Here is an 18,739-nt window from a genome sequence, read left to right on the forward strand (position 1 = left end):
AAATTAGATGCAAATATTAATAACAGGCGGTGCTGGTTTCATTGGATCACATACTTATGTGGTATTGAAAGAAAATGGTTACACGCCCATCATCGTAGACAATTTCTCTAATTCTTCGAAACAGGTGATTAAAAACTTGGAAATAATCACCAAAGAGGCGGTTATTTATGAAGAAGGCGACGTGAATGACCCTCAGACCTACGATCTTTTATTTACGAAATACGATATCAAAGGAATCATCCACTTCGCTGCCTCGAAAGCGGTAGGGGAATCGGTGGAAAACCCTTTGAAATACTACCGAAATAACGTAGCGGCAACGGTACTTTTATTAGAGAAAATGGCTCAATATGGCCTTTCTAACCTGGTATTCTCGTCTTCTTGCACCGTTTACGGTCAACCAGAAACCTTACCAGCGACGGAAGAATCCCCTGTGCAACCGGCTACCTCCCCTTATGGAAACTCAAAACAGATTTGTGAAGAGATCATTCGAGATACGGTGGCCGCTTCTTCTACTCTGAAAGCAATAGCTTTACGCTATTTTAATCCGATTGGGGCACATGAATCCGCATTAATCGGTGAATTGCCCTTAGGTACACCCGCTAATTTGATTCCTTTTTTAACTCAATCGGTGGCAGGATTGCGGGGTCCTTTGCAGGTTTGGGGAACAGACTATCCTACGCCTGATGGAACCGCAATCAGAGATTATATTCATGTGGTTGATTTAGCTAAAGCGCATGTGAAGGCCCTAGCCTATCTAATTGATGGTAAATCGGATGTCAAATACGACTTCTTTAATATCGGAACAGGGCAAGGAAGCTCAGTAATGGAGGTTATTTTAGCTTTTGAAAAAGCGACAGGTAAGAAGGTGAATTACGAAGTTAGAGACCGCAGAGCGGGTGATATCACGGCCGTTTATGCGTCTACAGATAAATCGAATCAGATTTTAGGTTGGAAAACAGAATATAGTTTAGAAAGAGCTTTGCAAGATTCTTGGAAATGGCAAGAATCATTAATTAAATAAGATGAAAAAGTTAGTGATTACCGGCGGTGCCGGATTTATAGGTTCTCATGTGGTCCGTTTGTTTGTCAACAAATACCCAGACTACCAGATTTATAATTTGGATGCCTTGACGTATGCAGGTAATTTGGCAAATAATGAGGATGTGGCATCTGCCCCTAATTACCACTTCATTAAAGCGGATATTACAGATGCAGATCATATCGATGCCTTGTTTGCAGAGCATCAATTTGATGGTGTATTGCACCTAGCGGCAGAATCTCACGTAGATCGCTCCATTACGGATCCTTTGGCATTCGTTCGTACGAATGTAATTGGTACCGTAAACTTATTGCAAGCAGCGAAGAAACACTGGGCTGGCAAGATGGAAGGAAAGCGCTTCTACCATATCTCCACAGATGAGGTATATGGAGAGTTGCATGATCCGAATGAATTCTTTTTGGAAACTACTTCATACGATCCTCGTTCCCCTTATTCAGCCTCTAAAGCAAGTTCAGATCACTTCGTACGTGCTTACCACGAAACCTATGGTTTACCTACCGTGATCACGAACTGCTCGAACAATTATGGCCCAAATCACTTCCCGGAGAAATTAATCCCGTTGATGATTCATAACATCATGAACAATAAACCACTTCCAGTGTATGGAAAGGGCGAAAACGTACGCGATTGGTTATTTGTTATCGACCATGCGCGTGCCATTGATACGGTTTTCCATGATGGAAAAATTGGTGAGACCTATAACATCGGTGGATTCAATGAGTGGAAAAATATCGATTTAGTGCATTTATTGTGCAAAATCATGGATGAAAAATTAGGTCGTCCGGAAGGAACTTCGGCTCAATTAATTACCTATGTAACGGATCGTGCGGGTCACGATTTGCGTTATGCGATCGATGCAAACAAGATTATGAAGGAATTAGGCTGGGAGCCTAGTTTGCAATTTGCAGAAGGATTAGAGAAAACGGTGAACTGGTATTTAGCCAACGAAAAATGGCTAAATGATGTTACATCGGGAGATTATCAAAAATATTACGAAAAAAACTACGCAGGCAGATAAGATGAAAGGAATTATATTAGCTGGTGGATCAGGAACAAGATTACACCCATTGACTTTAGCGGTTAGCAAGCAATTAATGCCGGTTTATGACAAACCGATGATCTATTATCCCTTGTCGATTTTGATGTTATCGGGTATTAAAGAGATTTTGATCATCTCTACCCCGCACGATTTGCCTCATTTCGAGAAGTTATTAGGGGATGGATCCCAAATCGGATGTCGCTTCGAATATGCCGTACAACCAGAACCGAATGGTTTAGCACAAGCGTTCGTCATCGGTGAGAAATTCATTGGAAAAGACAAAGTGGCTTTGGTTTTAGGGGATAATATCTTCTATGGCTCTGGATTGAGTAAATTATTGCAAGCAAATAACGATCCTTCAGGAGGCGTAGTGTATGCTTATTCTGTGAATGACCCAGAGCGTTATGGCGTGGTGGAATTCGATGCAGACAATAAAGTAATCTCGATTGAGGAGAAACCAGCGAAGCCTAAATCAAATTATGCGGTTCCAGGCTTGTATTTCTACGATAATGACGTGGTGGAGATTGCCAAAAACATCGCCCCATCCCCTCGCGGAGAATACGAAATCACAGACGTAAACAAAGAATACTTGAAGAGAGGTAAACTTTCGGTGGGTATTTTGAACCGGGGTACCGCTTGGTTAGATACAGGAACATTTGCTTCCCTAATGCAGGCTGGGCAATTCGTTCAAGTAATCGAAGAACGCCAAGGAATGAAAGTGGGTTGCATCGAGGAAGTAGCCTATCGCATGGGTTATATCGATAAAGCGCAATTAAAGAAGATTGCTGAGCCGCTAGTAAAAAGTGGTTATGGACAATATTTATTGAATTTAATCGCCTAATCGGCTTTAAATCCCCATTATTCCCGCTATCAACGCTAAAACAAACAGCAAGATGGCGGGAATTTTTGTTTTATCTGCCAAAAGAAAAGCAGCAGCCACTATCCCTAAAGAGAGAAACTGGACATCGATGAATAAAGGCTTCGTAAACGTAAATACAGCCACCAAAGTCAACCCTACAGAGGCCGCCTGAATTCCGGCTAAAGATGCCCTAATGAAGCGATACTGCTTCAATTGTGTCCAAATCCGAAAGACAAAGAAGATCAAGAAAGTCCCTGGCAAGAAAATGCCTAAAGCACCGATTACCGACCCAGCTAGTTCCCCTAAGAGACCATAATCCTTCATCAATAAGACGCCTAAATAGGAAGTAAAGGCAAATACAGGTCCCGGAAGCGTCTGTGAAAGCGCCATACCCGTTAGAAAAGCCTCTGAGCCTATCAGCTGTTTAAATTCCACAAATTCAGTGTAAAGCACAGGTGCAAGTATATGTCCTCCACCAAAAACCAAGGATCCATTCCGGTAAAAATTCTCAAAAAGTCGAATGGGGAAATAATCCGTAAAGTGCCCTAATAGGGCTAAAAACACTAAAAACCCCCAATACAAATGGAAATTGCCCCAGGGAATCACGAATTTATGTTTCGTTTGGCGAGGGAAAACTTTGTAGTTCAAGGAAGAAACAATGCCCCCCAATAATAATACGAGTGGAAAGATATAGGGACTATGAAAAGCGATACCTAGAAATAAGGTGACTAATAAAATAATTACATACATCGGCCCTGTAATCACCTTTTTGGCCATAAACCAACCCGCCTGCAAAATCAAACCGATACCAACTGGCATGACGTAATGCAAAATGGACTGATTACGTAAAAAAGTCATCCCATAGGCCGCTAGGGTCATAATGAAGACCGCTGGAGTAATCCAAAAAAACAAGGTTAAATAAGCCAAAGAAGCCCCACCTCGCTTCAAACCGATCGCTGTGATCATTTGAGTCGAAGTAGGGCCTGGTAAAACAGAGCAGAGCGCCTGAATTTCAAATAATTCTTCTTCTGTCAAATACGCACGCTTCCTCACCAATCGGTCTAAAAATAGCGCAAAATGTACTTGAGGTCCACCAAAAGAGGTGCAGGCTAAAACCAAGATATCTATCAGAAAATCTAGGTGTTTTAGCCGCTTCATTATGCCTTTTTAAGTCCTAATTCGATCAACCTTTCATTCAAAAACGCCCCTGCCGTCATATCCGTGTATATTTTAGGATACTCAGTAGACACACAAGAAGACAAACAAGTTAAATCCATTTCAGAACGCGGGTGCATGAAGAAAGGAATTGAATAACGCGATGTACCCATTTTCTCTTTAGGCGGATTCACCACGCGATGTATCGTCGATTTCAATTTGTGATTCGTCAAACGATCTAACATATCACCTACATTCACTACCACTTGGTCAGGCAAGGCTGTAATGGGTATCCATTTACCATCCATTCGCAATACTTCTAAACCCTCTGCAGATGCACCCATTAACAAGGTAATTAAGTTAATATCCCCATGAGCAGCTGCTCTCACAGCTCCTTCCGGTAAGGAATCCGGGTCTAAAATTGGGAAATAGTGAATTGCACGTAGAATGGAATTTCCATTCTTTACACGTGATTCAAAATAATCTTCAGGTAATTCTAAATAAAGCGCAATCGCCTGCAATAGAGCCTTCCCAGCTTTTTCTAAAGTTTGATAAGCTTCTACCGTATATTTTTCGAAATCAGGATATTCCGCTGGAAAAACATTTTCTGGGTATTCTGACCATACTGAATCTCCATCATCCTTGCGTGGCTGACCCACGTGATAGAACTCCTTCAAATCAGGTACCTTGAAACCTTTCGCTGTTTCTTTTCTCTTGCCTATGTAGCCACGTTGCCCTGCAATTCCTTCAATTTCATAAGTTTGCTTCAACGTATCCGGGGATTGAAAGAATTGCTCCACCTCGCTATACAGCTTGGAAGTGAAGTCATTCGTTAGTCCGTGACCCTTAATCGCTACAAATCCTATTGTATTGAAAGCAGCCCCTAAATCTTGTACAAATTTCGCCTTACGTGAAGCATCTCCAGAAAGGAAATCAGCTAAATCCAGCGAAGGAATTTCATCTAATAACATCTTATTTACTAAAGTTTGTTGATACAAAGTCCCAGTTCACTAGGTTCCAAAAGGCAGCGATATAATCCGCGCGCTTATTCATATATTTCAAGTAATATGCATGTTCCCACACGTCCAAAGCTAAAATCGGTTGTCCTTTTACTTCTGCCACATCCATCAAAGGATTATCTTGATTAGGCGTAGATGAGATGACCAATTTCCCATCTTTCTTTATCAACCAAGCCCAGCCTGATCCAAAACGAGACGTCGCTGCCTTGGTGAATTCAGCTTTGAATGCATCAAATGAGCCGAAATCAGCCTCGATTTGTTTGGATAATACCTCGGATGGCTTCGTTCCTTTGGCAGGCCCTAATACATTCCAGAAAAAGCTGTGATTCCAGTGTCCTCCCCCATTATTGCGTACCGCAACAGGCTGAGTGGAAACAGTGGCTAATATTTCTTCCAATGTCTTGGTAGTTCCTGGCAAAGCCTTATTCAAATTATCCACGTAGGCCTTGTGGTGGCGATCGTGGTGAATCTCCATCGTTAAACGATCGATATGCGGCTCTAAAGCATCAAAAGCATAGGGTAAACCAGGTAAAGTAAACGAGTCTGCCACAGGTGCAGAAAAAGAAGGCAAAACTAAGCTAGCTCCCGCAAGAACTACCGATTTCTGTAAAAACTCAGCACGTTTCATCGTTATTTGGTTTTATACTATTCGTACGTCACTCGACCTACTATACTTCGGCCCAATGTAATCTCGTCTGTATACTCTAAATCACCCCCGATCGGGATTCCACGCGCGATCGTTGATAATTTAACAGGGAACTCTTTTAATTTTTTGGTCAAATAAAAAGCCGTTGTATCACCCTCCATCGTAGGACTAAGGCCTAAAATCACCTCCGAAACCTTCCCCGAGGCTACGCGAGCAACTAAGGATTCGATGGTTAAATCACCTGGCGAAATACCAGACAAGGGCGAAATGATCCCTCCTAACACATGGTATAATCCGGTAAACTGGCCTGTATTTTCGATGGCTAACACATCCCGTAAATCCTCCACCACACAAAGGATGCTCTCATCCCGCTTGTGGCTGGCACAAATACCGCATAAGTCTCCGTCTGAAATCATGTGACATTGAGGGCAGTACTTCGTCTCAGTACGCAATTGAACCACCGCGTGCGCTAGTTGAAGGGATTGAGCTTCTGGACGTTTCAATAAATGCAAGGCTAAACGTAGCGCTGATTTTTTACCAATCCCTGGGAGTTTGGAAATCTCCTCCACGGCTTGTTCAATCATCTTCGAAGGATAAGTATTCATCATGCGCTGGCTTCTATTTCTGCTGAGATTCCTCTACGGCAAATTTCATTGCGCATAGCCACTAATTCGTCAAATCCTCCGGTTTTTACCCCACATTTTCCTCTAAAATGAATCTGTAAGGTACATTGCTCCGCTTGTTGAGGTGTGTGCTCACATACCTCAATCAAAGTCAAAATAACGTATTCAAAGGAGTTAACTTCATCATTATAGACGACCAGTTGATGGGCTTCGATCACCTCTTCCTCTACGAGGGTGGAGGTTTCTTCTTGCCATTTTTCCTGATTTTGAAAAGAAAAAGGTAGACGATAAATACTATCTACACAGAATTCCATATTTTTGATGAATTTGAAATCAAATTTAAAAAAAAATCCGTTCCAAACCTTATGTCTGTACAATTAGCTGGAGGAATTCTTGCCCTCTATTTTGGCCTGCTATTAGCGATCTCTTATTTTACCTCTCGAGGCGCTGATACCCACGCATTTTTTACAGCTAATCGCGAGTCCCCTTGGTGGCTAGTGGCCTTTGGGATGATTGGAACGTCGATTTCGGGTTTGACTTTCATTTCTGTACCGGGTGCCGTAGGCAAGACCTACTTCACGTATTACCAGGTGATTTTAGGTCATTCACTGGGTTATTTAACTATCGCCTTAGTGCTGATGCCGCTGTATTACCGATTGAATTTGATTTCAATCTATGGCTATCTAGAAAAACGCTTTGGTTTTTGGTCCTATAAAACGGGTTCTGCCTTCTTTTTATTATCGAGAACCATTGGTTCTGCGGCACGTCTTTATTTAGCGGTAAACGTCTTACAAATCGCGATTTTCGCCCCTATTGGAGTACCTTTTATCGTGACAGTATTCGTTTCTATCTTCTTGATTTGGCTTTATACGCACCGCGGAGGGGTTAAAACGATTATTTGGACGGACACCTTACAGACCTTGTTCCTTTTAGTTGCGCTCTTTATTACGATTGTTTTAGTAGGCCAAAAAATGGACATGAGCATCCCTGACATGATTCAACAAGTAAGTGCGAGCAAGTATTCTCACTTGTTTGAATGGGATTGGAAGAACCCACATTTCTTTGGAAAAGACTTCCTTGCGGGGGTATTTATCGCCATCGTGATGACGGGATTAGATCAAGATTTAATGCAGAAAAACTTGACCTGCAAGTCCATCGGAGAAGCACAGAAAAACATGTTCTGGTTCTACTGGGTACTGTTATTCATCAATATCTTATTCCTTTCGTTAGGCGCTTTATTGTATTTGTATACCGCTTCAAAAGGCATCGCAGTTCCGACGAAAACGGATGAATTATATCCGATGTTAGCTTTAGGAGGCGAGTTCGGAACCTTGGCAGCTGTCACCTTCTTATTAGGTATTATTGCAGCGTCATATGCGAGTTCAGATTCTGCCTTAACCGCCTTGACAACCTCCTTCTGTATTGATTTCTTGAGTATTGAAAAGTTCAAAGAGAAAAAGCAGAATAAAATGAAGCACTGGGTCCACATCGGGTTCTCTGCCTTATTTTTCGTGGTAATTGGCTTGTTTCATATCTTCAATACCTCCGAACTAATAGCAGCTGTATTTAATCTGGCTGGATATACCTATGGTCCTTTATTAGGCTTGTTCTCCTTCGGTTTATTCACAAAATATGCCATCCGAGATAAGTGGGTACCTATCGTATGCGTTCTATCACCGATTATCACGTTTGTGTTAGAATCTCAGGCACAGGGCTTATTTGGCGGATTTGGATTCGCTAAATTAATCTTAAACGGGGTGATTTGCTTTGTACTATTGTGGATCATCCGAGATAAGAACTCAGAATCGGTACACGTTGCGTAGGGCGTAATAGTGTACGTTTTGGCCTGAACCACTTTCTTGCAAATAGCTCCCCGCATCGCAATACCCTAGCTCAAGTTGAAAACTGAAATGTTTAGTAGGGAAATATTGCGCATCTAAGGCATAGATATTGCAAATGGGTTCGGCTACACTTGATTGGTTTTTCCCTAAAATAGGACGTGCAGGAGTCATATTGGGCGTAAATATGCCATCTTCGGTGCTCTGACGACTTACAAATGACGCTCTTCCTGTCACTAACCAATGTTTCAAATCTTGGTAACGAATGTAGGGACTAAAGTTCCAGGTATTGGTGATGTTTAAGGCAACGGTTTGGCCAAAAGGCGGACGTGCAAACAAGGTATTAAATGTATTCAACTGGCCATCCTTGTTTGATTTATCTCCAGGCACATAATTACCCGAAAATCCTACATATAAAGCCTTTTTAAGGGCCACATTGAAATCCCAAACACCCATAAAAGCATCTATGGCTAAATCTCTAAATTCACCTGATTGATGCGCAATTTCGATGTCATAATTCACCGGACCTATACCTGAGAATGCCCTAAATCCGAGCGTATGTCTCTTTTCTAATCCTTTTTTAAATAAATACTCTCGTAAATCACTTTCGAAATAGAGGTAGTAGGGTTCCAAAAAATGCCGTTTCTGGTAACGGTAATTTCCATAAAAACCACTTAAAATTTCATCGGTAGGCCCATCATCAAATACCCCTGGTTTTATCCTGATCGGGTGAGAAACGAAGGCATCCCATTGCAGGTTTTTTCTTTGGTACTTTAGGTTAACCCCATAGTAGGGTGTTCGCGTATTTGGACCCTCTCTAGTCGCGATAAAACGCTCTAAACCAAAGGAATACTCTTGTTTACCCACTCTTAATTTTAAGCTATTTGAAAGGGGGATATCCACCAAAAACTGATGCAGGGATAATAAATCTTGATCAAGTTGACCCGTTAATGGATTTGGGTTCCAAAAACGAGCCGTATTATTCAATTGTGCAAAAACTCTGATGCGGTGCGGCAATTCAACATTCGCATGCAACATTACACGATGCATCAACTGATACGGGCTTTTAGTTACAAAATCCGCTGGAACCTCACCAAAGTTGAAATGCGTGTAGGATTGATACTGTTCTCGCCATTCTCCACCAAAACTAATTCTTGAATGACCAACAAAAGGTATTTCTTTTAAATAATCGGTCTTTTCTTTCTTTAAGCTATCTGCCATTAATACCGAAAAATCATCATCGAACCGTAATCGAGCGATTTGCTGAGCAGAAAGTGTGAAAGAAAGAAGAAAAAGGAATAGAAAAACTCTCAAGTGAACAATAAATCTGTAGCACAAATGAAACCATTATTAAACAAAAAAACCACACGTCTTGTGTGGTTTTTTGCCTACCGATTAATCCCGTACGGGAAATGGAATCAGTTCGTCAATTTCCCAATCCGAACAAAAATGATTCCAGGTTAAACTACTTTAGTTTTTAAAATCAACTTTAATAATAATTTAGAACAAATCGAATAATTCAATTCTTTCTTTTAATTGCATTTAAAGTCTTAAAACTATTTGACACAGAATCAAAACCACCCCATAATTCAAAATATGTACCAGCATTTGGGGTGCGTATATGACCTACTTGAATATTGGAACTGTTGTATAAATAAAAAAAAACACTATCCACCAGCCAAGGTGATCTCTTAGGAAGTATTTTAATGTTTTTGTAAACTCGGTTACTTAAAATTAAATCGTTTGGGTAATTTGCTAAAACTCTAATATCTACGATAGAATCATTTTTATAGATTATTTTCATCCTTTTACCAATATCATAGTCACAACAAGTAACATCATATTCTCCTAAAATATTGCTAATCGGCGATGGATTGACGTCCTGCTTTTCACAAGAAAGTATTGTAAAAAATAGTAAAAACACGCTAGCGAACATAAAGGAGATGGGAGATTTCATCATGGATTAGTTAAGAAGAATTCTAATTTTTTCTACTTGATTATCTTTTTTAGACCCAAAACCCATATGAAGATAATATATTCCACGAGGCAAATCAGCGACATCTAAATCAATTTTCTTCAGATCAAACGCATGTGCCGGATCCAATAAAATGTCCTTTTTCTTTTGTTTCAAATCTAATGTTCTACGAGACTTATTTTTTTCGTCATAAAGCTCAATGTTATCAGGTATGCTTTCAGTTTGAAGTGGAGAATCCAAAAGTATAGAAAGTGTTGTTTGCGTCGGATTGGCCGCAATTCGATAACCACAATTGTTCACATTGACTATTATGCTCTTTCCTATGCTGCATGTTCCATTATAAGCATAAACTGTTAAATAATAACTTCCTGTATTATTCGTTCCAAAACAAATTCGATCGTTAGGAACATTTAATGTATTCGTATTTAAAAAAGATCCATAAGTAGGCCACCCTGAATATGAAAAATTTGTTGCCGTTGGAGTCCCAGTGCCAGTTGAGGCAGACATGCAATACCCAATCGTTTTACAAATTGATGTTGAGTTATAATTAATATTAAAAGTACCATCTGTAGTTAAAAATACATTTTCAGGACTTCCGACCCAAATTGGTTTTGAATTTATTGAAAAAATTGTTCCATCAGGTAATGTTACATTTAAAGTTACTATTCCCCATCCTTTATTTGATCCATTATTTGAAGTTGTAAAACTAAGTCCACTACCAGAGATAGTAGTAAACAAATTTGCTGGACTTGCCGACCAATTAAACGTAACTCCATCTGGCAGAAATGCTAAATTTGTAAAAGTTGTATTTCCACAAATTTTTTCTATTCCACTATTTAAATGAATCGTTTCTATTATCCATTGCAAATACTCTGAGATCTTTGTGTACTTCCCGCCTTGACCACAACCAGCTTGAGCATCACCGAACAAATTGCTACTTACAATTCCAATTGCTCGAGTAGAGGTATTACCTGGTGAACTTAAATTCGTTAATGGACCACCACTATCTCCATTACATGCATCATTAGTATTTGGACCTGAAGCATAAATTTTCTTTTCACTTGTTGAACTAGTATTGGATAATAAGTTAACATTTGTAGAAAGTAAAACTTGCGATAAATTACCTGAATTTGTGAATCCCATTCCATATACATATCCATTTTGACCACTTTCCCACATTGAAAAATTAATTGAACTTGCTAGCTTGATAGGTGCAACAGTTGAACTATATGTTATAGGTTGAGCTAACTGAATTAATCCAATATCATTAGATGGATTTGGTGTATTAGAAAATGATATTGGAGTTATTGAAGTTTTAACATTTAGAGGAAGAGGCAAATTATTTCTATTATTAGCTCCTACATAAACTGGTGAATATCCTGCAGTATGACCAGCTGTTAAAATCCATTTATCAGCTATAATCATTCCTCCACCAGGATTACTTGAATTTCCTAATAGTGTATAAAATGGCGCTGTAGATTGAATACCATTATATATAGTTTTACTAATGCGAGGAATATTTTCATTATCTATTAGTTTATTAGCTGAAAAGGATAATAAATTAAAAAATAATAGAATCAGAGTTAGTAAAATGTTTTTCATTTCAGAAAAGTAAGATTCAAACTATTTATTTTACAATGTAGCATATTTAAATTAAAAATAATCATGATATAATGCAAAATAACATATTTGTACTTCATTCACATATGCGGCATTAATAATTAATTTTAATTAAAATTCTTTACACTTTATTGCTCACCTTAAACAGACTAGATTAAATTTCAAAAAGAGTTTAGCCTAAAACTTTCGGTGGATAAGAACAAAAGAAGAATGAGAATGATATAGTTCAAATCAACAGATTTCCCGAAAAACAAAAAAACCACACGTCTTGTGTGGTTTTTTGCCTACCGAAGTAGTCCGTACGGGAATCGAACCCGTGTTTCATCCGTGAAAGGGACGTGTCCTAACCCCTAGACGAACGGACCATTATTTATTTTGGTGGCACAAAGGTAGGCTTTTCCCTTTTATATTCAAAACTACCAGCCAAAAAAAGACTAATTATTTTCTAATTTATTTTCGCTATTTTAGCCTAAACATTGAAGCAGAACCCCTTATGGCGAACGTACAACCCTATTCTAGACTTACTGATTTCGACATTGCCCTTTTCTTAAATGGCAAACATACAAGACTTTATGAGAAATTAGGGGCCTTCGAAATTGAACATGAGGGAGTCGTTGGAACATTTTTTGCAGTTTGGGCTCCTAACGCTAGAAATGTTTTTGTAACCGGAAATTTTAATTTCTGGGATCATCATTCTCACCCTTTATTCCCGCGTTGGGACTCCTCCGGCATTTGGGAAGGCTTCATTCCAGGTGTTAGAACAGGGGAAACCTATAAATATGGGATAGAAACGGAAGGTGGGGAATATTTGGAGAAATTAGACCCCATGGGCTTGTATTGCGAAGCCCCACCTAAGACAGCCAGTATTGTTTGGAATACGTATAAAGAGTGGAAAGATACAAAATGGCAGGAAATCAGAGGGGCTAAGAATGCCTTGAATGCACCTATGTCTATCTATGAGGTACATTTAGCCTCTTGGATGAAGACCTTGGAAAATGATTACCTAAGCTATGACGATTTAGCTGTAAAGCTGGTGAATTACGTGAAAGAGATGGGATTCACGCACGTGGAATTTATGCCCGTAATGGAATACCCTTATGACCCATCTTGGGGTTACCAGATCACTGGATATTTTGCCCCAACGGCCCGTTTTGGTGACCCTCAAGGCTTTATGCGCTTAGTGGAAGCCTTTCACCAGGCAGAAATTGGGGTGATTTTAGACTGGGTTCCCTCCCACTTCCCTGGTGATGCACACGGTTTATTTAATTTCGATGGCGGCAGTGCATATGAGCATCCCGATCCCAAAAGAGGCTATCACCCAGATTGGAAATCCTATATCTTCGATTACGGAAAAAATGAAGTTCGGTCCTTCTTGTTATCTAACGCCTTTTTCTGGTGTGATCGCTACCATGTCGATGGTTTGCGCGTGGATGCAGTGGCCTCGATGCTTTATTTAGATTATTCGAGAAATGACGGCGAATGGGAACCTAACCAGTTTGGGGGTAACCATAACCTCGAGGTTATTTCCCTCTTACAGGACTTGAATAGCCATATTTATGCCGAATTTCCGCATATTCAGATGATTGCTGAGGAGTCCACTAGTTTCCCTGGGGTGACGAAGCCGGTGTTTATGGGAGGTTTAGGTTTTGGCCAAAAATGGATGATGGGCTGGATGAATGACACCCTTCGTTTCTTCCAAAAAGACCCCATTTATCGTCAGCACCACCTCAATGAGTTAACTTTCTCGCTTATCTATGCCTTTACAGAGAACTTCTGCCTACCTCTTTCGCATGACGAAGTGGTCTACGGAAAAGGTTCTTTATTGAATAAAATGCCGGGCGATGATTGGCAAAAATTCGCGAATCTACGCTTATTATTAGCGGAGCAATTCACCCATCCAGGTTCTCATTTATTATTTATGGGTGGAGAATTTGGCCAAAGAGAAGAATGGAACCACACCCAAAGCCTCGACTGGCATCTAACGGAACATTATTCCCACAAAGGCATTCAGGAGACCGTTAAAGCATTAAATAACTTATATCGCTCAGAACCAGCTTTCTATAGCAAGCAATTCGATCACGATGGTTTTGAGTGGATTGAGTCAAATGACCAAGGCAATTCGGTGATTTCTTACATCCGAAAGGGAGAAACAGCGAAGCAGCAAGTCATTGTGATCTTGAATTTAACCCCTGCCCCTAGAGATGGGTACCGGATAGGAGTTCCACTCCCTGGTGTTTGGAAGACGGTTTTTAATTCAGACAAAGCCGAATTTGGTGGAAGCAATTACCCAGTTTCAGGGGCTACTATGACGGAAGAAATCAATTGGCAAGGAAAAGCGTTCTCGATCGCCATCAACCTCCCTCCGCTTTCAGCGCTTATTTTGAAGGCTTAAAATTCGAAATGGGTGGAAACAATAAAGACTCAGAAAAATTCCGAGCCTTTATTCAATCCGCCTAAGTAGTATTTTTTATGACCTAAGTCATTCAAAATCTTCGTTTGTATGAAATGTAAAAATTGTACACAAAAATACTATTATATTTCAATTGCGGAAAAATATTTAGAGATTTTTTTATTATTCAGATAAAAAATAGCACTATTTCCTCTTGTTGATAATCTCCTCCATGTCAGAGAGTTCGACCTCCAGCGCTTTGGTAGATATCGTAATCTCCCAGGCACTCAGTCCTAAAGAGATACTCATACCCAATAATCCGATGCCAAAGAACCAACGAGCCACGAGTTGTTCGTTCATAAAGAGCAAAAACATGCAAATAACGCTCAGAATCAAACTAAAAATGGCGATAATCTGCATACGTTGAATCAACTTCATGCGTAAACGCAAATTATCAATCTGCATCCGAATCGAATCATCCGGATTTTGCTGAAACTTTTCGTGTAAACCGCGAATCAGTGAGGCCATGGACATAAATCGATTCGTAAAAGCGATCATCAACAAGGAAACGGTTGAGAACAATAAGGCTGGGGTTCCGATGCTTAATTCCATGTTATTTATAATATTGATCTAGTAGTTGATTCATTTCCTCTTGCACTTTTTTCGCCTCTCTCGCCGCAGAAACAGCCGTATCATCACCAGCATAGATAATTCCACGGGATGAATTCACGAGAAGTCCTACGTTTTTATTCATGCCAAACTTCGCCACATCCGCTAAACTTCCCCCTTGGGCTCCTACTCCAGGAACTAAGAAGAAATTGTCAGGTGCAATTTCGCGCACTTTGGCAATATAATCCGTACGAGTCGCTCCTACAACAAACATTAATTCATCTGCGTTACCCCATTCCATAGCCTTTCTCATCACTAATTCATAGAATGGAATTCCATTAGCATCTTTCAATTGCTGAAAGTCATTGCTTCCAGGATTTGAGGTTAAGGCCAAAAGAATCACCCACTTATCTTCAAACTGTAAAAAGGGAGTCACCGAATCTTCCCCCATGTAGGGTGCCACGGTTACCGAATCGAAATCAAAACCAGCATGTGTGGGATCGAAAAAGGTTTGTGCGTATTTAGTAGCTGTATTTCCGATATCACCTCGCTTCGCATCCGCAATGGAAAATACCTCCTTAGGCAGGTATTCCATTGTTTTCTGCAAACTCTCCCAACCAGCAGGTCCTAGTGCCTCATAAAACGCAATATTGGGTTTATAGGCTACCGTGTAGGGTAATGTAGCATCGATAACGGCCTTATTGAAGGCAAAAATCGGATCTTTTTCCGTCTTGAATCGACTCGGAATTAGCTTTATGTCCGTGTCCAGGCCTACGCACAGGAAGGATCTTTTTTGTTCAATTTGCTTAATTAATTCCGCTGAATTCATGTGAAAGAAGGAAAATAGGATTAATTTTGCCACAAATCTATCCCTTTCCCTGCCAAAAAACAATTTATGGAATTCATTAAACATCGTTTATCAGGAGTCATTGAGTGTGTACCCACTAAATTTCACGACGAGCGCGGCTATTTTTATGAATCCTATAACCAAAAGCGTTTTGCCGCAAATGGAATACCGGAAGATTTCGTGCAGGATAATTATTCCTTCTCGACGAAAGGAGTTCTACGAGGCTTGCATTTTCAGCACAATCCGAACGGACAAGGCAAATTAGTGCGCGTCATGACGGGTATAGCCTTAGATGTGGTGGTGGATTTACGCAAGGACTCCCCTACCTTTGGCCAACATGAAAAATTCGTTCTAGATGCAGATAAAGGGAATATGTTATATGTTCCTATCGGATTCGCCCACGGATTTATAGCGCTAGAGGAAACGATTTTCGTGTACAAGTGCACGAACTTTTGGAACAAAGAAGCAGAATCAGGTATTCGCTGGAATGACCCTCAATTAGGCATTGAATGGGGTGTAGAGAACCCAATTGTATCGGATAAAGACCAAATACTGCCTGATTTCGACCCGAATCAAGCCATTTTTTAAATAAAATTTTGATATCTTTGCAACAATGACTCGCAAGCTGATTTTATCAAGCCCATTACTCGAAATAACCATCTCTCGGTTGTGTCAAGAGCTCATTGAAAATCAAATCAAAGACGTTGAAACTGTTATCCTAGGCCTACAGCCTCGCGGTATTTTCTTTGCGGAACGCATTGCAAAAGAACTCAGCAAACACCTCGAGAAAGCCCCTAGCGTAGGAAAAATAGATGCTACTTTCTTCCGCGACGACTACCGCCGCAGAGAAACGGTATCCCCTAATTCAACGGATGTTCCCTTCCTCATCGAAAACAAACGCGTCATTTTAGTGGATGATGTGTTAGCCACTGGCCGAATGGTGCGAGCGGCGCTGGATGCGATGAATAGTTTTGGGAGACCTGCTAAAGTGGAATTATGTGTCTTAATTGACCGTATTTATAACCGTGATCTGCCTATTAACGCAGATTATGTAGGTATGAGTGTAAATACCTTACCTACCGAAAAAGTACTCGTAGAATGGACGGAACAAGGCCATGAAGCGGATAGAATTTGGTTAATTCCTCAACAATCCTGATTTAACATATGCTAAAGTCGCCACATTTATTAGGAATCAAAGATCTGGATGAAGAATCCATTCAATTGATTGTTAAAACGGCTAGAGAATTTAAAGAAGTCCTAAATAGACCAATTAAGAAAGTTCCTTCTCTGCGTGATGTGACGATTGCCAATATCTTTTTCGAGAACTCCACTCGTACCCGTTTATCTTTCGAATTAGCCGAGAAAAGACTTTCAGCAGATACCATTAACTTCTCTGCCTCAGGGAGTTCGGTTAAAAAAGGGGAAACTTTACTCGATACGGTGAACAACATCCTTGCCATGAAAGTGGATATGATTGTGATGCGCCATGCGAGCCCGGGAGCCCCACATTACTTAGCTAAACACATCAAGGCCAATATCGTGAACGCCGGAGACGGAACCCACGAACACCCTACGCAGGCTTTATTAGACACCTTTTCTCTACAAGAGAAATTAGGGGATTTGGCCGGCAAGAAAATCGCTATCATCGGGGATATTTTACACTCTAGAGTTGCCCTTTCGAATATTTACGCCTTGAAAAAACAAGGAGCAGAAGTTCGCCTTTGCGGACCTAGCACCTTGATTCCGAAGCACATACAAAGTTTAGGTGTGGAAGTTTCACACGATGTGAAGAGCACACTCGCTTGGTGTGATGCGGCAAATGTGTTGCGTATCCAATTGGAAAGACAGCAAATCAAATACTTCCCTAGTCTTCGAGAATACTCTCAATTCTTTGGGATTAATCGGGCGATGCTAGAGGAATTACCAAAAGAGATCGTTTTAATGCACCCAGGGCCGATTAATCGCGGTGTGGAATTAAGTTCAGATGCGGCAGATTCGCCACATTCGATCATCTTGGATCAGGTAGAAAACGGAGTAGCCGTGAGAATGGCTGTACTTTACTTACTCGCTTCAAGAGCTTCGTAAGCCAACAACATTTTTTGGGTAGAGATGTGATTTCCGCAGGCATAGTGGCCTAGTGGGCAATTTTTCTTGCCATGATCTCCACAAGGACGGCAATCTAATTTCTCGCTTACCTCAATAATCTCCGAATGATCAGCCAAGGGCCCAAAACCAAAATCAGGCAAGGTCGAGCAATACATCGCTACCGTAGGTACATTTACCGCAGAAGACAAGTGCATTGGGCCAGAATCATTCACGAAATTACCCTTGCTTTGGGCAAAAATGGAGGTAGAAGCTAATAGTGCGTGTTTTCCTGTCTCATTATAGATGGGCCAGCCTGTACAGGCGTTTTCGATTTCATCAGACAGTGACTTCTCATTAGGGGAACCCATCAACACAATCGCCTGATCTCTAGGCAATACATGTATGAAATCAATCCATTTTTGAATAGGTAGGCGTTTCGTTTCCCACACACTGCCGGGTGAAATACAGATATAATTTGTAGCTGGAGGTGTGATTTTAGCCGGATTTAAAAAGGGTTTGTACACCTTATTTCCTAGCCAATCGCTCAATAAACCGGTATTCCGCTCCACTTCGTGTATCCCATTTCCGAATGGGTGCGGATAACTCTTCGTGAAAAACCAGGAAAGGGGATTTTTAGCAAAGCCAAAAACTTGCTTCGCTCCAATCATCAGGCTCAACAAACCCATCCCAAAGAAACGCTGCACAACAAATACTTTATCAAATTGTTCAGCCTTCAATCCTGTGCGTAATTCCATCCAAGATTGACGTTTATTGGACTTGTCATAAGTCCAAACCTTGGTCAAACACGAATGAGAATACGCTTGAAAAATGGACTCATTTCCTTTCCTAACCAACAGGTGAATAGACGTTTCAGGTGATTCAATCCGTATTTTTTCTAAGAGCGAGGTTACCAGAACGGCATCCCCTAGAAAAGCGGTTTGAATTATTAATACCTTAGAAACTGGATTCATGTAA

Annotated in this window: 19 protein-coding genes and 1 tRNA gene; 8 read left to right on the plus strand and 12 right to left on the minus strand. The window is 40.5% G+C overall.

The genetic code is table 11. The annotated features are described in order from the left end of the window. Positions 1 to 7: 7 nt before the first annotated feature. The 3 genes from galE to rfbA are packed head-to-tail and all read left to right on the plus strand — an operon-like array spanning position 8 to position 2,940. Positions 8 to 1,021: a UDP-glucose 4-epimerase GalE gene (gene galE, locus V7S74_RS02660; protein WP_406777222.1), complete on the plus strand. Its 1,014-nt coding sequence runs from the start codon at positions 8 to 10 to the stop codon at positions 1,019 to 1,021. A gap of 1 nt (position 1,022) precedes the next feature. Beyond that, positions 1,023 to 2,078 (plus strand): dTDP-glucose 4,6-dehydratase, encoded by a 1,056-nt coding sequence (gene rfbB / locus V7S74_RS02665; protein WP_406777223.1) that lies wholly within the window; start codon positions 1,023 to 1,025, stop codon positions 2,076 to 2,078. Position 2,079: 1 nt separating this feature from the next. Next, complete coding sequence (rfbA, locus tag V7S74_RS02670; RefSeq protein WP_406777224.1) at positions 2,080 to 2,940, plus strand: glucose-1-phosphate thymidylyltransferase RfbA; 861 nt, start codon at positions 2,080 to 2,082, stop codon at positions 2,938 to 2,940. Between the two features lie 6 nt (positions 2,941 to 2,946). Here rfbA and chrA read toward each other — a convergent pair whose 3' ends face one another. From chrA to V7S74_RS02695, 5 genes are read right to left on the minus strand one after another with little or no spacing between them, the layout of a single operon-like run. Continuing rightward, a complete protein-coding gene (gene chrA / locus V7S74_RS02675; RefSeq protein WP_406777225.1) occupies positions 2,947 to 4,116 on the minus strand; it encodes a chromate efflux transporter in 1,170 nt (389 codons plus the stop codon). Further along, positions 4,116 to 5,084 (minus strand): isopenicillin N synthase family dioxygenase, encoded by a 969-nt coding sequence (locus V7S74_RS02680; RefSeq protein ID WP_406777226.1) that lies wholly within the window; start codon positions 5,082 to 5,084, stop codon positions 4,116 to 4,118. Before V7S74_RS02680 ends, chrA begins: the two co-directional genes overlap by 1 nt. 1 nt (position 5,085) lies before the next feature. Continuing rightward, complete coding sequence (locus V7S74_RS02685) at positions 5,086 to 5,760, minus strand: superoxide dismutase (RefSeq protein WP_406777227.1); 675 nt, start codon at positions 5,758 to 5,760, stop codon at positions 5,086 to 5,088. A 17-nt stretch (positions 5,761 to 5,777) separates the two neighbouring features. Next, complete coding sequence (gene recR, locus V7S74_RS02690; protein ID WP_406777228.1) at positions 5,778 to 6,386, minus strand: recombination mediator RecR; 609 nt, start codon at positions 6,384 to 6,386, stop codon at positions 5,778 to 5,780. Further along, positions 6,383 to 6,715 (minus strand): ATP-dependent Clp protease adaptor ClpS, encoded by a 333-nt coding sequence (locus V7S74_RS02695; protein ID WP_395617718.1) that lies wholly within the window; start codon positions 6,713 to 6,715, stop codon positions 6,383 to 6,385. The genes recR and V7S74_RS02695 overlap by 4 nt, the downstream gene beginning before the upstream one ends. 51 nt (positions 6,716 to 6,766) lie before the next feature. On the opposite strand from V7S74_RS02695, the gene V7S74_RS02700 reads away from it, so the two are divergent. After that, positions 6,767 to 8,224, plus strand: coding sequence for a sodium:solute symporter (locus V7S74_RS02700; RefSeq protein ID WP_406777229.1), 1,458 nt, complete (start codon positions 6,767 to 6,769; stop codon positions 8,222 to 8,224). Here the strand turns inward: V7S74_RS02700 and V7S74_RS02705 are convergent. The 4 genes from V7S74_RS02705 to V7S74_RS02720 form a co-directional block, all read right to left on the minus strand. After that, positions 8,201 to 9,460: an alginate export family protein gene (locus V7S74_RS02705; protein WP_406777230.1), complete on the minus strand. Its 1,260-nt coding sequence runs from the start codon at positions 9,458 to 9,460 to the stop codon at positions 8,201 to 8,203. The genes V7S74_RS02700 and V7S74_RS02705 overlap by 24 nt on opposite strands. 298 nt (positions 9,461 to 9,758) lie before the next feature. Beyond that, positions 9,759 to 10,175 (minus strand): hypothetical protein, encoded by a 417-nt coding sequence (locus V7S74_RS02710; RefSeq protein WP_406777231.1) that lies wholly within the window; start codon positions 10,173 to 10,175, stop codon positions 9,759 to 9,761. Between the two features lie 27 nt (positions 10,176 to 10,202). Then, a complete protein-coding gene (locus V7S74_RS02715) occupies positions 10,203 to 11,816 on the minus strand; it encodes a S1 family serine peptidase (RefSeq protein ID WP_406777232.1) in 1,614 nt (537 codons plus the stop codon). 311 nt (positions 11,817 to 12,127) lie between these two features. Continuing rightward, a tRNA-Glu gene (locus V7S74_RS02720) sits at positions 12,128 to 12,199 on the minus strand. A gap of 128 nt (positions 12,200 to 12,327) precedes the next feature. On the opposite strand from V7S74_RS02720, the gene glgB reads away from it, so the two are divergent. Further along, the gene (gene glgB / locus V7S74_RS02725; RefSeq protein ID WP_406777233.1) at positions 12,328 to 14,226 is read left to right on the plus strand and encodes a 1,4-alpha-glucan branching protein GlgB; all 1,899 of its coding nucleotides are present in this window, start codon (positions 12,328 to 12,330) and stop codon (positions 14,224 to 14,226) included. Positions 14,227 to 14,427: 201 nt separating this feature from the next. Here the strand turns inward: glgB and V7S74_RS02730 are convergent, their stop codons facing one another. Together V7S74_RS02730 and pyrF are read right to left on the minus strand one after the other, a co-directional pair. After that, entirely contained in the window at positions 14,428 to 14,835 is a 408-nt protein-coding gene (locus tag V7S74_RS02730; RefSeq protein WP_406777234.1) for a DUF2721 domain-containing protein, read from the minus strand. A 1-nt stretch (position 14,836) separates the two neighbouring features. After that, a complete protein-coding gene (pyrF, locus tag V7S74_RS02735; protein WP_406777694.1) occupies positions 14,837 to 15,661 on the minus strand; it encodes an orotidine-5'-phosphate decarboxylase in 825 nt (274 codons plus the stop codon). A gap of 66 nt (positions 15,662 to 15,727) precedes the next feature. Between pyrF and rfbC the strand changes: the two genes are divergently transcribed. Genes rfbC through V7S74_RS02750 form a run of 3 tightly spaced genes read left to right on the plus strand, consistent with a single transcriptional unit; the run spans position 15,728 to position 17,764 of the window. Next, entirely contained in the window at positions 15,728 to 16,267 is a 540-nt protein-coding gene (rfbC, locus tag V7S74_RS02740) for a dTDP-4-dehydrorhamnose 3,5-epimerase (protein WP_406777235.1), read from the plus strand. Positions 16,268 to 16,292: 25 nt separating this feature from the next. Beyond that, positions 16,293 to 16,835: a bifunctional pyr operon transcriptional regulator/uracil phosphoribosyltransferase PyrR gene (gene pyrR, locus V7S74_RS02745; RefSeq protein WP_395617724.1), complete on the plus strand. Its 543-nt coding sequence runs from the start codon at positions 16,293 to 16,295 to the stop codon at positions 16,833 to 16,835. An 8-nt stretch (positions 16,836 to 16,843) separates the two neighbouring features. Then, complete coding sequence (locus V7S74_RS02750) at positions 16,844 to 17,764, plus strand: aspartate carbamoyltransferase catalytic subunit (protein ID WP_130896400.1); 921 nt, start codon at positions 16,844 to 16,846, stop codon at positions 17,762 to 17,764. Here V7S74_RS02750 and V7S74_RS02755 read toward each other — a convergent pair. Next, positions 17,737 to 18,735: a glycosyltransferase family 9 protein gene (locus V7S74_RS02755; protein WP_406777236.1), complete on the minus strand. Its 999-nt coding sequence runs from the start codon at positions 18,733 to 18,735 to the stop codon at positions 17,737 to 17,739. The genes V7S74_RS02750 and V7S74_RS02755 overlap by 28 nt on opposite strands. Between the last annotated feature and the right edge of the window lie 4 nt (positions 18,736 to 18,739).

The organism is Aquirufa novilacunae, from assembly GCF_045310505.1.
GTDB classification, from domain to species: Bacteria; Bacteroidota; Bacteroidia; order Cytophagales; family Spirosomataceae; genus Aquirufa; species Aquirufa novilacunae.